The organism is Yersinia sp. FDAARGOS_228, assembly GCF_002073315.2.
Classification (GTDB): domain Bacteria; phylum Pseudomonadota; class Gammaproteobacteria; order Enterobacterales; family Enterobacteriaceae; genus Yersinia; species Yersinia intermedia.
This window is the reverse complement of the sequence record NZ_CP020409.2, coordinates 1377394-1393574: the sequence shown is the minus strand read 5'-3', so window position 1 is coordinate 1393574 and position 16181 is coordinate 1377394. Positions and strand designations below refer to the sequence as shown.

Genomic DNA, 16181 nt, shown 5'->3' with positions numbered 1-16181 from the left:
TTACTCTGGGATGAGTTATGAATAAGAACCTGTACCGTATCGTTTTCAACAAGGCGCGTGGCTTATTAATGGTGGTGGCCGATATCGCCGCTTCCGGTCGGGCTGCCTCGTCACCGTCGTCCGGTGTTGGGCATACTCAGCGCCGCCGTCTCAGTGCCTTATCGCCATTGAGTTTTAGTCTGTTACTGGCGTTCGGTTGCGTCTCGTTATCCGCGCAGGCCACTATTGTCGCCGATGCCAGTGCGCCGGGGAACCAGCAACCGACCATTATCAACAGCGCCAACGGTACGCCACAGGTGAATATCCAGACGCCCAGCAGCGGCGGTGTTTCCCGTAACGTTTACAGCCAGTTTGATGTCGATAATCGCGGGGTGATCCTCAATAACGGTCAGGGTGTCAACCAGACCCAACTTGGCGGTTTTGTCAGCGGAAACCCGTCGCTGGCGCGCGGTGAAGCCAGTATTATCCTCAATGAAGTCAACAGCCGCGATCCCAGCAGACTCAACGGTTATATCGAGGTGGCCGGGCGCAAAGCGCAGGTGGTTATCGCCAACCCATCAGGCATTACCTGTGATGGCTGCGGCTTTATCAACGCCAACCGTGCGACCTTAACCACCGGTCAGGCACAACTCAATAACGGCCAACTCACTGGCTACGATGTGGATCGGGGTGAGATTGTTATTCAGGGCAAAGGTCTGGACAGCAGCCGTCAGAACCATACCGACCTGATCGCCCGTTCGGTTAAAGTGAATGCCGGTATCTGGGCCAATGATCTAAAAGTCACCGCCGGGCGCAATCAGGTTGACGCCGCGCACCAGAATATTACCGCCAAAGCCGACGATGGCAGCGCCCGCCCTACCGTGGCGGTGGATGTGGCGAGTTTGGGCGGCATGTACGCCGGTAAAATTCGGCTGATCGGCACTGAAAGCGGTGTCGGGGTGCGTAATGCGGGTGAAATAGGCGCTTCAGCGGGCGATATCTCCATTACAGCCGACGGTATGCTGATCAACAGCGGCCAGATCAACAGTGCTCAGCATCTGGCGGTGAAGACCACCACCGGTATAGCAAACGCAGGAGTGCTTTATGCACAGGGCAATACCCAGCTCACCACCGCAGGCACGTTGAATAACACCGGCACTGTCGCGGCGGCGGGTGATACTTCGCTGCGCGCAGCTGAAGTCAATAGCAGCCGCAATTCTCTCTTGGGCGCGGGCGTCAAATCCGACAACAGCAGTGTTACCAGCGGCACTCTTAGCATTGATGCCAGCGGGCAGTTAATCGCCCAAGGGAAAAATATCAGTGGTACGGCGCAGAATCTCAACGCGCACAGTATCGATCTCAGTGGCAGCCAAACTCAAAGCCGTGATATCACATTGACCACCCAAGGCGGGGCTATCGATCTCACTGGCGCGAACCTCTCCGCCAGCCAACATCTGTCTGCTTCGACCGCCGCGCAATTACGTACCGACAGCGCCCGCCTGATTGCAGATCAAGTGACGCTGAACGCCCAATCGCTCTCCAATGTCGGCGGGGTAATAGCGCAAACCGGTACCACGGACTTCAATCTGAATCTGCCGGGTGATGTCGATAACCGGGGCGGCACCTTGCTCTCTGGCGGGAAACTCTCACTGCAAGCTGAAAACCTGAACAGCAACGGCAACAGCCTGTTGGGTGCAGGTGTACAAAGCGATGGACGGCTGACAGATGTCGGTGATCTGATGGTAACCACCCGCCAGGACTTAATCGCACACGGTCAGACCCTCGCCGCCGGTGCCATGACGCTAACCGGCAGCCGAGTCAATCTGGCTGACAGCCATACGCAAGCCCGCGAGATGAATATTATCGCCAACAGTGGCGATATCAGCACGCAGCGCGCCAACATCATCTCCCTTGGCTCGCTGACCATTACTGCGGGGGCAAATGCAGGTCAAACGCTCAATAACCAGGGCGGTGCGCTGGCGGCGAATAACATCGCATTGAACCTGGGCCAGCTTGACAATAACGCCGGTAAGGTTACCGCCAGTCAGGATCTGAGCCTTGGTTTGCAGAACGATTTCAATAATCTGGCCGGTTCGACACTTCAGGCCGGGCATGATTTAACCTTGAGCACTGACGGCACGTTAACCAATGACGGGCAATTAGTGGCGGGCGGCAAACTCAGCACTCACTCGGCCAGTTTATTGAATAACGGCAATATCAGTGCGACCCAAGCCAGCCTCACCGCGACGGGCGCATTGACTAACCGTGGCGAGATCTTAACCCGTGGTCGGCTCGATACCGACACTAACACCCTGTTCAACACCGGCTCCCTGATCAGTGCAGAAGCCACGCTGAAAGCGCGGGATCGTATCACCAACTCCGGCCCTAACGCCCTGATCGGTGCCACCGATGAAAATGGCACCTTAGCCCTGCTGGCACCGGTGATTGAGAACAGTGATACCGTCACCCACACCGACAGCGCCCCAACCACCACCCTGTTAGGGATGGGCAAGGTCATTCTGGCGGGCGGGCAAGATAATGGCGGAAATTACCTGACGGCGGCTCAGATCCTCAACATTTCCGGTCTGATCGAATCCGGCAAAGATATGTTGATTTACGCCACGACACTGACCAATCGCCGCCATATTCTCACTGCCAATACACAATTTGTGACGGGCAATACCGTTAGCGGATCAGCTTACTGGTCGCCAACCAATCCTGATGTACCGGGTGGTCGCTATGCTGAACCGCCTCATGGCGGCTCGATGAACAGTGATTATATTGGCACTAATTATACGTCGACTTACGCCCATAACAGCATCGATAAGATAAGCCCTGAAGCACACCTGCTCACCGGTGGGAACTTGACCCCGCAGGTAGGCACGTTGGAAAACTTCTGGAGTAAAATCAGTGCACAGGGCGAGATTTCACTCTCGGGCGTGGCTCTGCAACAAGATGGCTGGGGGAATGCACAACGCCTAATCGAAAGAACCACCTCCAGCGGTGAGTGGCGCTACCGCACTTACAAAGGCAATTTGTGGGGCACCGGTTGGGGGCCGGAGGTCAAAGAACACGCGACCAACCAATACGCCTCCAGTCTTACCGCGAAAACCATTAGTGGCAGTGGGACGACGATCAACAATGGCGCCAACCCCGGCTCAATCGCACCACCGGATGGCCGCGACCATACCGGGAAAGATATCGCCATTGAGTTTAACGGTATCTCCCTGACACAACCCAATGGCGGACTGTATAAATTCAATACCGACTACACCGTGGGCGGTGGCGGTTATCTGATTGAAACCAACCCTGCTTTTGCCAATCTTAATAACTGGCGCGGGTCAGACTACGTGCTCCAGCAGTTAAATAACAATCCTGCTTTCATCCATAAACGCCTGGGTGATAACGCCTATGAGCAGCGTCTGGTGCGGGATCAAGTGCTGGCGCTGACCGGCCAAGCGGTCGCCAGTAGTTATACAAGTGCCCAAGAACAGTTCGAACAACTCTTTGCGGCGGGGCTCGAGTACAGCAAGGCGTTCAATCTTGCCCTTGGCACCCACCTCAGTGCGGAACAGATGGCGGCATTGACCCGCAATATCGTGCTGATGGAAAGCCGTGACGTTGCCGGGCAAACCGTGCTGGTACCGGTGGTCTATCTGGCAGGCGTCAAACCGGGTGACTTACAGGCCAACGGCGCGTTGATTGCCGCCAATAATATCGAACTCACCGATATGCAGGGGTTAACCAATCAGGGGGCGATTAAAGCCAGCAATGACCTGCGCATTAACATGGCAAAAGATATCACCCTGACCAGCAATGGCGGCTTACTTCAGGCCGGTGGCAACATGCAGCTCAGTACATTGAACAGTGATATTGACCTGACTGGTACGCGGCTAAATGCCACTAACCTGCAACTGGATAGCGGGCGCGATGTGATCCTGCGCACGGACAGTGAGCAACTCAGTAGCAGCAATGGCGCCGTGCTGCGCAATCAAACCCTGCTGGGGCCGCTGGCGAGTATCAATGTCAGTAATAACGCCGTTATCAATACCGACCGTGACTTTCTCCTGCAAGGCGCAAGTGTGAATGTCGGTAAAGATCTTCAGGTCAATACCGGCGGCGACTGGATCCTCAATACCGTTGAGCGTAGTGACCAGATAAGTGCGGATTATGGTTATGGCCACGCCACCAGTGAACATATTCGTCATCTGAGTAGCGAGGTGAATGTCGGTGGTGCGTTGGCCGCGAAGGTCGACAATCTGACCGCCGTGGGCGCAAACATTAACGCCGGCACCCTTGATGTACAGGCGCAAAACATTAACCTCAGTGCAGCGACCGACAGCCTACAGGTCACTGGCAAAGCCGTCACCAAGCGCCATAGCGACTCAGTGGATCTCTATGATGAAACCCTGCTCGGCAGCCAGTTGAACGCCAAGGGCGATATCAATTTACAGGCAGCAAAAGACATCACCCTCAGCGCCAGCACGGTACAAACCGACGGCGCACTGAAGCTGGCGGCGGGCGGGGATGTCACGCTCACCACCCAGACCGAACAGCATGATGAACTGCGAATTCATACCGGTAAGCACAAAGGTCTGGCGTCCAGTTCCACCACGCACACCGAAGACAGCCGGAGCCAGACACTGGCGGTCGGCTCCATGTTGTCGGCGGGTTCTATCAATGTCAGTGGCAACAATATCGCGGTCACCGGCAGTAATGTGGTGGCCGATAACGATATTAATCTGCGGGCTAAAGAGAACCTCACCGTCAGCACCGCGCAACAGAGCGAGAGCGAGTCTCACCTGTATGAGAAGAAAAAATCGGGTCTCTCCACCAATGGGGGTATTGGGGTATTCATCGGTTCTTCAAGCCAAAAAACCACCGACAAAACGCAGACTCTGAGTAACGTCGGTAGCACAATTGGCAGTTTGGGGGGCGATGTCACTCTTAATGCAGGAAATCAGTTAACTATTCATGGCAGCGAAGTGATCGCCAATAAAGACATCAGCCTGCAAGGATCAGATGTCGCGATAACTGCGGCGGAAAACAACCTGTCTCAACAACATACCACCGAGAGCAAACAGACCGGATTCACCCTCGCCCTGTCAGGTGCGGTAGGCAGTGCCATCAACAGCGCCGTCACTACCGCCCAGGATGCCAAAAAAGAGACCAATGGCCGCCTCCAGGCATTGCAGACCACAAAAGCAGTCCTTCAGGGCGTTCAGGCAGCACAAGGCGCGGTGTTGGCCAATGAAACCGGCGACCCCAATGCGGTAGGGGTAAGCATTTCACTGGGCAGCCAAAAAAGTAAATCAGAAAGTCGCCTTGAGCAGACTACCGCCAGCGGCAGCAACATTGCTGCCGGGAATAATCTTTCTATCACCGCCACCGGAGACAAGGGGCCGGGCGATATTCGGGTACAAGGCAGCGAGCTACAGGCAGGGAAAAATCTCAGTCTGGATGCCAAAAATGATATTGCGCTGAACAGTGCTGAAAATAGTGAGCGTCTGCGTGGCAGTAATAAAAGTTCGGGCGGCAATATTGGGATAGGTATTGGCGTCGGAAAAGGGGCCGGTATCAGTATCTTTGCGGGTGTAAATGCCAGTAAAGGCAAAGAGCAAGGCGATAGCCTGACCCATACTGAAAGCCAGTTGAAAGCGGGCGATACGGTGAGCATTACCAGTGGCCGCGATACATCCTTGAAAGGCGCGCAGGTCAGCGGCGAAACGGTAAAAGTAGATGTGGGCCGTGATTTAACCCTGCAAAGTGAGCAAGACCGTAACAACTACGACAGCAAACAGACCAGCGTGAGTGCCAGTGGCAGCTTCACCTTTGGCACCATGACCGGCAGCGGGAGTGTCAGTGCCAGTAAGTCTAAAATTGACTCAGACTACACATCAGTACAGGAGCAGACCGGGTTCTTTGCTGGCAAAGGGGGTTTTGATATCACCGTCGGCGAGCATACTCAGCTCAATGGTGCGGTGATTGGCTCGACGGCCACTGCCGATAAAAACACTTTGGATACTGGCACGCTCGGTTTCTCGGATCTCGATAATCAGGCCAGTTTCAACACCTCGACCAGTAGCATGGGCCTGAGTAGTGGCGGTTTTACCGGCAGCAAGGACTTTATCAGTAATATGGGCGGGGGCATCCCCATCGCGGGCGGTAATAGTGGTGATGCCAGTTCCACTACCCATGCGGCAGTATCCGATGGCACTATCACCATTCGCAATACCGATAAACAACAACAAAATGTCACTGACCTGAGCCGTGATGCTGAACACGCTAACAATGCCCTCTCTCCTATTTTCGATAAGGAGAAAGAGCAAAATCGCCTACGGGAAATCAATTTGATCGGGGAGATAGGCAATCAGGTTGGCGATATTGCGCGCACGCAGGGTAAGATAGCGGAAGAAAAAGCGCTGAAAGATCCGCAGGCGATTCAGGCAGCAAAAGAAGCTCTGGCGGCGAAAGGTAACCTGACGCCAACGGAAAAACAGCTGACCGAACAGATACGCAATACCGCGATGGCAACCTACGGCACCGGCAGTGATTTACAACGGGCGATCCAGGCCGCGACTGCGGTCACTCAGGGGCTGACCGGCGGTAACCTTGGTCAGGCGTTGGCAGGCGGCAGCGCACCGTATCTGGCGCACGAAATCAGTAAATATCTGCCCGCCGATCAGAACCAGACTGCGAACCTGATGGCCCATGCGGTGTTGGGTGCGGTGGTCGGGCACTTTAACGGCAATGCAACAGTCGGTGCCGTATCAGCCTTTACGGCAGAGGCCGCCGCACCCGCAATTATCAACGCGATGGGCTGGGATAAAGACCATCTCACCGAACAGCAGAAACAAACCGTCAGTGCGTTGGGTACCCTGGCAGCAGGGCTGGCGGGTGGGTTGGTAGGTGACAGCAGCAATAGCGCAGTGGCTGGAGCGCAGGCTGGGAAGAATGCGGTTGAGAATAATGCGCTGAGTGATGGCTGGAACAGCCTGTTGCCATCAGGAGCACAGGATTACGGACAGGCCGTAGCCTTGTGGAATCAGTATGCGGTAGACCACAATCTGACACAGGAACAAACTCAAGAAGGGTTAAATAGAATTGCTACTGGCGAAGGGCCTTCTTGGGGAACAGAGTATAAAGTTAAACCATATGTAAAAGGTGAAGTAGCCGGAGGCGCAGGGGCCGGTTATTACTTTGATACGAGTATAGACCCATATCAGATTTCAGCTAATCGTGGAGAAACATTAGCTGTCGGTGGGCGTATCTCCGGGCAGATGGGGATTCAGTTTGGCCCATATTTCCCTGGGACTATTGATTCCAAAAGAAATAATTCCGTAGGCTTAGGGCTTGGTATCATTTCTAGCGAGATATCTTATGGAAAAGATGGTGTTGGCTTTAGTTTTGGAGTAGGGCCAGCATGGGGATGGAGTGGTATATCAACCAATATTTCCGGTGAAAAAGTAGATGTTAATGGTTCTTCTGGAACTGAATTCTATCATTATGATTTCAACAAGGAGAAAGCAAAATGAGCCCAGACATCATAACGATCATATTATCAATGGTAATATTTTTTATGTCATTCTATCACTATGCTAGAAGTACCAACCTCCCCCTTACCTCCCCAATAGGTATGAACGAGTATTTTAATGGCATTTTTTTCCTAAGAAAGAGATCTCTCAGTTTGTTTTTTGGACGAATAGCATTGCTTATTGGATTCCCACTGTCTTATACCCTTAAATTTATTAGGGATGGTGAGGGCGCAGTTTACTTCCCATTAATAGTAATAACTTGGGGTATCGCTTTATATTTTTATATATACGCTGACCGCTTCAATGGGGTAGCTGAAGAGCGAAAAGGATTTTTTAGTATACTCCTCAAAGGGAAAACATATGGAATGGCTAGCACTTCATTATGGTTGCTCCGTATTTTATACATTGCATCAGTAATATATGTATTCTTGTATAGATAATGTTATTGTTCTGATAAATTTGTTGCGGAGAATAACTCACTGTTAAATAAAGGGTGCAAAAACCCTATAGCATGCTTGAGTCAGCCAGAATTTGACGGTGGTGGTATTCGTGGTGGTGGGGGCAGAGGTGGTGGAGGTTCCACTAAGCCAGTTAATACAGCTAATGCAACCAAAGAGTCTGTTCGTTTTATTGACGGTGTCACAGTAAAAGATATAAAAACAGGACAATCATTTTCTGGGACTGTGGATTTAAAACCTACACTTGACCGAATTTCTAGCGGCGGAACATACCCACACAGAAATGATGGTTCAGTATTCAAAAATCTACCTGATCGTACAACAGGCGTGTCTGGCTTGCCCACACAATCTGCTGGATATTATAAGGAATATGTTCATTCAACTCCAAATATATCAGGGCCAGGTCCTCAAAGAATTATTGTTGGACAAAATGGTGAAGCTTATTATACAAATGATCATTATAAGACGTTCATAAAAATCAGGTAATTATGTGATGAGTGTATTTAAATTTTCAAATAAATCTGTATGTTATGATGGTGGTGAGGTGTTTTTAGCTAGGGTGGATCCAACCATCGCTGATACTGACGAGTTGCTAAGATCTCTTTATTACTTACTTTGGTTTCCTGGGTATTTTGGTCTCAACTGGAACTCCCTCTTTGATTGTTTACGCGATCTAGATTGGATTAGTGAAAATAAAATAATGATCGTGCATGAATCATTGCCGAGTATTCCTGATTCTGACTTGTGTATATATTTAGAGGTATTAAAAGATTCAGTCTTAGATTGGAACGATGATGAAGGGCATCAACTAGAGGTTGTTTTTCATGAGAAAGATAAAGAAACAATCGAAAGGTTATTACCATCTTGCTAGCACTATTAACTGAATGAGAGATCTCGGCTTATACCGGGATCTCTGCTTTTAAGCCCTAAACCCTCCATATTCTCGCCGCTGCAACCGGAGCACACCGGGCGCAGCGGTGACTTCCAGTTGTTCTGCATCGGTAATGCCGGACTCGGTGAGCCAGTCACCGCCGATACCCATGCGGCAGTATCCGATGGCACTATCACCATTCGCAATACCGATAAACAACAACAAAATGTCACTGACCTGAGCCGCGATGCTGAACACGCTAACAACGCCCTCTCCCCTATTTTCGATAAGGAGAAAGAGCAAAATCGCCTGCGGGAAATCAATTTGATCGGGGAGATAGGCAATCAGGTTGGCGATATTGCGCGCACGCAGGGTAAGATAGCGGAAGAAAAAGCGCTGAAAGATCCGCAGGCGATTCAGGCAGCAAAAGAAGCTCTGGCGGCGAAAGGTAACCTGACGCCGACGGAAAAACAGCTGACCGAACAGATACGCAATACCGCGATGGCGACCTACGGCACCGGCAGTGATTTACAACGGGCGATCCAGGCCGCGACTGCAGTCACTCAGGGGCTGACCGGCGGTAACCTTGGTCAGGCGTTGGCAGGCGGCAGCGCACCGTATCTGGCGCACGAAATCAGTAAATATCTGCCCGCCGATCAGAACCAGACTGCGAACCTGATGGCCCATGCGGTGTTGGGTGCGGTGGTCGGGCACTTTAACGGCAATGCGACAGTCGGTGCCGTATCAGCCTTTACGGCAGAGGCCGCCGCACCCGCAATTATCAACGCAATGGGTTGGGATAAAGACCATCTCACCGAACAGCAGAAACAAACCGTCAGTGCGTTGGGTACCCTGGCAGCAGGGTTGGCGGGTGGGTTGGTAGGTGATAGCAGTAGTAGCGCAGTGGCTGGTGCGCAGGCTGGGAAGAATGCGGTTGAGAATAATACATTATCCTCTAAAGATGAGAAGCTGCGTCAGGATGCGAAGTGGTCACTGCCTTATCTGGAAGGTGATAAGAAGGTACAGGCTGAAAAACTGGTCACTGACCTTGACGCGAAAGATAAAGCGTTCGATGCAGCCATAGACGCAGCATGTAAGCATCTGTCATCAGCTCAGTGCAGGGGAATGCGACAAGAACTGGCCGCGATGGGCAAAAGCTATGATGAACAAATGAATGGCCAGTACATCGGCACTATGGCAAGTGTTTACAAAGAGGGGGCGGAGAAAGTCGATGGTCTGATGTGGCAATATGCAACAGCAGACGCTCAAGCTCAGAAAGCCAAAGACATCCAAACTATAGCGAGTAACTGGGGCGTCAGTATCGAGATAGCCTCCGCACTGTATACAGGAATGGCAATAACGCATACCACTGCGGCTATTGGTGGCGCAGTGTATGGGATGAAGACTGAAGTTCCTGTGACAAAAGGTTTGATTCCAACTGGCTCAATAGCTGATGTGAAATCTATAAGTGCAATTGAGGCCAATGCTCCGTTTGTAGCAAAAGGTTGGGGAGCTCCTTATGATTCGGCAACCCAAGTACGAACATTTACTACAGCATCAGATCTTACTTTTGTGCGTGTTTCAACGGTTGATAACCCCGTAGGTGGTTTCTTAGTCCGTGCAGATGAAATTGCAGGTATGACTCCAATCCAGATCCAAAAATATTTAGCCTCACCTAAAATTCCGACGCAAATAGCAAATGTTCTTGTACCAGCAGGAACGAAAATGCAAGTCGGTAAAGTTGCAGCTCAACCTCAGTTCGATGCACCTAATGCGGGTGGGGTTCAGTATCAACTTTTGCAACAGATCCCAACTAGCAGTTTTGGGATACCGAAATCCTTAAAGTAAGAGAGAAATCATGACTAATAATGTGCTAACTGAATACTATTTTTCTGATGGAAATAAAATAATTCTCCTTGATAGGCTAGGAATGGAGAACCTATACGGAAAAATTGAATGTGCGCGAAATATTTATTTATTAGATATGTATGGAGCGACTATTTGGCAAGTGAGTAGTGACTTTGATTTTGAGGGTAATCCTTTCACAAGTCTGACATTATGTGATGATGGTGGAATAATTGCGTATAGATGGGATGGAGGAAATTATACCATTAATGACAAAACTGGGATTGCTACACCAGTTATTTTGATGAAATAGGTTAGGTGTAGTGACCTATGTTTATAAATACTGAGTTGGATACCAGCACACTGGGCGACGTGGTCCTGTCGGGGCTGGGCAATGATGGGCACGCGGAAGGCACCACCGGATGGCACTATCACCATCAGGGACACGGATAAACAGCAGCAAAATGTCACTGACCTGAGCCGTGATGCTGAACACGCTAACAACGCCCTCTCCCCTATCTTTGATAAAGAGAAAGAGCAAAACCGGTTAAAAGAAGCGCAGCTGATTGGCGAAATTGGCAGTCAGGTCAGTGATGTTGTGCGGACACAGGGTGATATCAACAGCCTGAAAGCGGCGCAAAAAGAGCTTGGCCCACTGAAGGAAAATGCCACCGAGAAAGACCGTACCGATTACATGGAGAAGCTGCGTAACTCCAATTTTTACAAAGACGAGATGAAGAAATACGGTACCGGCAGCGCACTGCAACAAGGTATTCAGGCTGCGACGGCCGCCGTACAAGGCTTGGCCGGTGGTGATATGGCGAAAGTGCTGGCAGGCGCCTCAGCCCCGTATCTGGCTGAAGTCATTCATAATATGACCCTTGCCCCTACCAGAGAAGGGGGGATCAACACCGAAGCCAACCTGATGGCCCATGCGGTACTGGGTGCAGTCGTGGCGCAGATAAACGGCAACAGTGCACTGGCGGGCGCTTCGGGTGCAGCGATGGGTGAGTATATCGCCCAGCAGATGTATCCGGGAATTAATCGTGAAGACCTGACTGAAGAGCAGCGACAGACCATCAGCGCCTTGGGTACACTGGCGGCAGGATTGGCGGGTGGGTTGGTAGGTGACAGCAGTAATAGCGCAGTGGCTGGTGCGCAGGCTGGGAAGAATGCGGTGGAGAATAACTCGCTGAGCGCGACCCAGGCTCTGACCTTTGATAAAGAACTGTCGGACTGCCGGAAATCAGGTGGTGATTGTCAGGTGGTTATCGATAAATGGAAACAGGTCAGCGATAAGCAAAGCGCGGAAACCGATAAGAAGCTGAAAGACGATCCGGTTGGAGCACAGGTCTGGGATAAAGAAGTTGCTCAGGGTGGTTCGGATATGGCAAGTCGCCCAAGCTGGCTTGGCAGCATTGGTGCGGACGTGATGACCAGTGACGAAGCCAAAGCCTATGTCCAGCAGTGGAATAGTCAGGATCTTACGAACATTGATGTAAACAGCCCGACCTGGACGAAGTTTGCGGTATTTGCCTCAGATCCGGAAAATCAGGCCATGTTAGTTTCGGGTGGGTTACTGGCAAAGGATTTAGTACAACTAGCAAAAGCTACCATAACCAACTTATCCCAAGGCGGTGCTCCATTCGCAATAAAAAGTATGCAAGTTGGATTACGTAATCCACGACAGGTGGATCAGCTTAAAAACGATATGGTGAGTGGCAATTATAAATTTACAGCCCCTGAGGGGCGTATTGCTGGATATGTTGATAGTAAGGGAAATTATTATATATCTGAAGGTAATCACCGGATGGTTGCAGCCCAGGAAATATATAAGAAAACAGGAGATGCTTCATACATAGAAAAGCTTATACAAAATGGTTCATGGACTCAGACTAAAAATGCTCCGGCTGGAACTTCTTCTATGCCGACAAGAAAGTGATAAATTTTATGAATATTAATCATAAGGATGGCTACATGTATAAAAATGAAATATATGTGAAAATGTTAGGACTTGCATTGCCTTACATAAGAAACCTACAGCGACTGGAAAAGAAAGAAAAAAGCTTGAATTTATCTTGCTATCTCGAAGCTGAACTTGTTCATAATTTGACTGTTACTATCTTGGATAAGAACTTTACAGAGCACGATATATGGTTTTTAAATAACCAAGCAAAATATTATGTTGAAAAATGCAATGAGAATATATCACCAAATTACAACCAGCATCTTATTTATATAAAAGAGTTATTTAATATAGTTCCTGACAATTTGAAGTCTAAATTAACGTGGGTTGGCCCATAATAAAAGGGGCCAGTTTGGATATAGAAAATTATTGTACTATAAGGGCTTTCCCGGCATGTCAACGCCGATTTATCTTTCGATCTGTTCATCAATGAATTAAATGGATAAGACTGCGGTACGATAAACGGCCATAATGAATCGTTATCGGAGAGTATGAAAATCTGTGAGGCACACCATAGCAAGCTAGATTTATTGTAAAATAAAATATGGGTGAGAAAAATATGACCATTCCATCAACGTGTTACGTCATTGGCCCACACAATTTTATGCCCTCCACAATGGAGAGCGGCCACATCAGCCTTGCCGGTTGGCGCTTTCGAACAGCAGATTGCACAAGCGCCCCATAACCGGTCTGCTAAGGGTACCTGATATAATTGTTCAATCTTTTATCGAGAATAGTACTTTTATGATGAAAAAAATATTATTAACGTCCACATTAATAACCGCATTCTTATTAAGTGGATGTGCCTCTGAGTCCTCACGCTCGTTAGACGTGGCGAAAGTCGCCTCTTACGGCACGCAATATAACGGCCCTCGCAGCCCTATTTCTGTGGGTAAATTCGACAACCGTTCAAGCTATATGAGCGGAATATTCTCCGATGGCGTTGATCGCTTGGGGAGCCAGTCAAAAACCATTCTGCTGACACACTTACAGCAAACCGGCCGCTTTAACGTATTAGAGCGCACCAATATGGAGGAGTTGAAAACAGAAGCAGCTATTTCAGGGCAAAACCAGCAATTAAAAGGCGCGACTTATGTCGTGACCGGCGATGTGACCGAGTTTGGTCGCAAAGAGACTGGCGATCGTCAGCTATTTGGCATTTTGGGTCGGGGTAAATCTCAGATTGCCTATGCCAAAGTGAATCTGAATATCGTCAATGTGAAAACTTCTGAAGTGGTGTTCTCTTCACAAGGTGCTGGCGAGTATGAACTCTCCAACCGCGAAGTGATCGGTTTTGGCGGAACAGCAAGTTACGACTCAACCTTGAATGGCAAAGTACTGGACTTGGCTATCCGTGAAGCGGTCAACAATCTGGTTACTGGCATCGAATCGGGTGCATGGCAACCAGCGAAATAAACATTAATAGCAAAATAATTCTTAATAACGAGTATGGATACTGCAACATGAAATTAGTAAAAAATCTCTCTTTGCTGCTTGCTGCAGCTGTATTGGCGGGTTGTGCCACAGCACCAAAACCTATTTATAACTGGGATAACTACCAAACAACGATTTATGATTACTATAAATCGGATGCCAGCCCTGAACAGCAAATTGCAGCTTTAAAAGAAAATATTGAAAAGTCACGCGCGAAAAATATGCCCGTCCCTCCGGGCTTACATGCTCATTTGGGCATGCTGTATGGCAATACCGGGCATACCGATTTAGCAATGGTTGAATTCAATACCGAGAAAACGGCATTCCCTGAGTCTGCTCCGTTTATGGACTTCTTGATGAGCAAGGATAAAGGGGCATTTAAATGAAATCTATTTTCGCAATATGCGCTGTCATGATAACGCTGTTACTGACCGGTTGTGCCAAGCCGGTACAGCAGGACTATTCTGCATTTAAGCAAAGTAAACCAAAGAGTATTTTAGTAGTGCTGCCACAGAACCAATCGCCAGAAGTTTCTGCCAGCCATGGCATGTTATCTCAGGTCACCTATCCACTCTCTGAGGCAGGCTATTACGTGTTGCCAGTCGCCGTCGTGGAAGAGACATTTAAGCAAAATGGCATGACGAATGCGGGCGACATCAGTGCTACCAGCCCAGCCAAACTGCATAAAATCTTTGGTGCAGATGCGGTGCTCTACATTACCGTGGTGCAATATGGCACCTCTTATCAGGTTATCACCAGTGATACTCGTGTCACAGCGAATGCCAAATTGGTGGATTTGAGAAACGGAAAACTATTGTGGAGCGGCAGTGCTACTGCATCCAGCAATGAAGGTGATAACTCTTCTGGTGGTGTCATCAGCATGTTGGTTCAAGCGGCGGTAACGCAGATAAGCAATACACTCACCGATCGTAGCCATGATATTGCCGGTGTTACAAGTACACGAATGCTGACGGCTGGAACGCCTAACGGCATTCTGTATGGTCCGCGTTCACCGAATTACGGTAAAGATGCTCAGTAACTCTCTTTAATGCCCATGCCCCCTGAAGTTGCGGGGGCATTTGTTCCCCGCCGTGACTAAAAATGCCGTTGGATGAAGTGGAATACTGAATTTGGCAACCTGGGAGAGCATGATGGAACACCGACGGTCATTGACATTATCGCGTATGCCTCCGGTATCTCTCAGAATAGTAAAAATTGTTCCTGGCTTTGAATCCAGAATTTTAGCGATGTCACTGAAGCCAATTCCGTTTTTCCACGAGTCGAAGACAAACCTTTTTTCTGCTGCTGTAAATGTTCGTTTCATTCAATAATCCTCCACAACTGCATGTTTTAACATGGTTGTTGCATTGATCAATTGAATTGAAGTGTTTCACTTGAACCACCTAAGGTGTGGGATAGGCTGATAGAGCAAAATTCATCAAAAGCTCGCGTATTAACGAAAGAGGAATTTCTGAATGAATTTAACAAATGATTATCAGAATTTACTCGATGCCATTTTTAATGGTGATAAAGATATAGCTATCTTTGTTGCGGATGGTGTTCATTATTATCTTATTGATAATAAGGATAATTATTGTATAGATGTTAGGCCGGAATATAAGGCGTATATAGCTAAAGGATGGATGAAGGAGTCTCTGTATGACGAGGCAGTAAGTTCATTCAGAAATGGAGTTCCTGTATTGTCTAAGGATAACTTTAAAGATTACATAACCAGAAATGATGTTGCTATTTATACAGTTGATTGGATGAGATCATTCTTCACATTGGACAGGGATGATGAGCGGCTTGTCAGTTTTTATGATTATGTTGAGCGATTTTTATGTACATTAACAGCTCCAGTATCAGTTGAGTGGGATAGCTGGAGAATGCGGCTACCTAAGTTTTATATTAATTTTGACAAAAAAATATATCGCCATACTGATTGGGATAGAAATTACGAAGCGTCTGCGCCTTCTGATTGGAACGCTCAAGCAAATAGTGATTTTGGCTTGCTAGTACCAGACAAGGAACAATACTGGCTTATTAATGGCATGAATTTTTGGAAATTACAGATGTGAATAGTGAAATCCTGC

General features: G+C 49.0%; 10 protein-coding genes and 2 pseudogenes. 11 read left to right on the top strand and 1 reads right to left on the bottom strand.

Annotation, left to right across the window (positions count from 1 at the left end; all coding sequences use genetic code 11):
- Positions 1-17 precede the first annotated feature (17 nt).
- The 10 genes and pseudogenes from A6J67_RS06420 (at position 18) to A6J67_RS06370 (ending at position 15127) form a co-directional block, all read left to right on the top strand.
- On the top strand, positions 18-7514 hold the full coding sequence (locus A6J67_RS06420; RefSeq protein WP_105877054.1) for a hemagglutinin repeat-containing protein: 7497 nt from the start codon (positions 18-20) through the stop codon (positions 7512-7514).
- Between the two features lie 515 nt (positions 7515-8029).
- The gene (locus A6J67_RS06410; protein WP_216594434.1) at positions 8030-8458 is read left to right on the top strand and encodes a ribonuclease domain-containing protein; all 429 of its coding nucleotides are present in this window, start codon (positions 8030-8032) and stop codon (positions 8456-8458) included.
- A 7-nt stretch (positions 8459-8465) separates the two neighbouring features.
- Positions 8466-8843, top strand: coding sequence for a barstar family protein (locus A6J67_RS06405; RefSeq protein ID WP_050087917.1), 378 nt, complete (start codon positions 8466-8468; stop codon positions 8841-8843).
- A gap of 501 nt (positions 8844-9344) precedes the next feature.
- On the top strand, positions 9345-10691 hold the full coding sequence (locus A6J67_RS06400; RefSeq protein WP_404810569.1) for a VENN motif pre-toxin domain-containing protein: 1347 nt from the start codon (positions 9345-9347) through the stop codon (positions 10689-10691).
- A gap of 10 nt (positions 10692-10701) precedes the next feature.
- Positions 10702-11001: a hypothetical protein gene (locus tag A6J67_RS06395; protein WP_019081680.1), complete on the top strand. Its 300-nt coding sequence runs from the start codon at positions 10702-10704 to the stop codon at positions 10999-11001.
- 62 nt (positions 11002-11063) lie between these two features.
- Positions 11064-12366 (top strand): annotated as a pseudogene (locus A6J67_RS23855) (VENN motif pre-toxin domain-containing protein); the annotation flags it as partial.
- A gap of 299 nt (positions 12367-12665) precedes the next feature.
- Complete coding sequence (locus tag A6J67_RS06385; protein WP_050090201.1) at positions 12666-12992, top strand: hypothetical protein; 327 nt, start codon at positions 12666-12668, stop codon at positions 12990-12992.
- A 406-nt stretch (positions 12993-13398) separates the two neighbouring features.
- Positions 13399-14070: a CsgG/HfaB family protein gene (locus tag A6J67_RS06380; protein ID WP_050090204.1), complete on the top strand. Its 672-nt coding sequence runs from the start codon at positions 13399-13401 to the stop codon at positions 14068-14070.
- A gap of 47 nt (positions 14071-14117) precedes the next feature.
- The gene (locus tag A6J67_RS06375; protein ID WP_050090207.1) at positions 14118-14474 is read left to right on the top strand and encodes a DUF4810 domain-containing protein; all 357 of its coding nucleotides are present in this window, start codon (positions 14118-14120) and stop codon (positions 14472-14474) included.
- Positions 14471-15127 carry a DUF799 domain-containing protein gene (locus A6J67_RS06370; protein WP_050090208.1) on the top strand — a complete coding sequence of 219 codons (657 nt, stop codon included), beginning with the start codon at positions 14471-14473 and terminating at the stop codon, positions 15125-15127. The genes A6J67_RS06375 and A6J67_RS06370 overlap by 4 nt, the downstream gene beginning before the upstream one ends.
- A 140-nt stretch (positions 15128-15267) precedes the next feature.
- On the opposite strand, the pseudogene A6J67_RS06365 reads toward A6J67_RS06370, so the two are convergent.
- Positions 15268-15412 (bottom strand): annotated as a pseudogene (locus A6J67_RS06365) (IS30 family transposase); the annotation flags it as partial.
- Positions 15413-15563: 151 nt separating this feature from the next.
- Here A6J67_RS06365 and A6J67_RS06360 point away from each other — a divergent pair.
- Positions 15564-16166 (top strand): hypothetical protein, encoded by a 603-nt coding sequence (locus tag A6J67_RS06360; protein ID WP_050090210.1) that lies wholly within the window; start codon positions 15564-15566, stop codon positions 16164-16166.
- Positions 16167-16181: the final 15 nt, after the last annotated feature.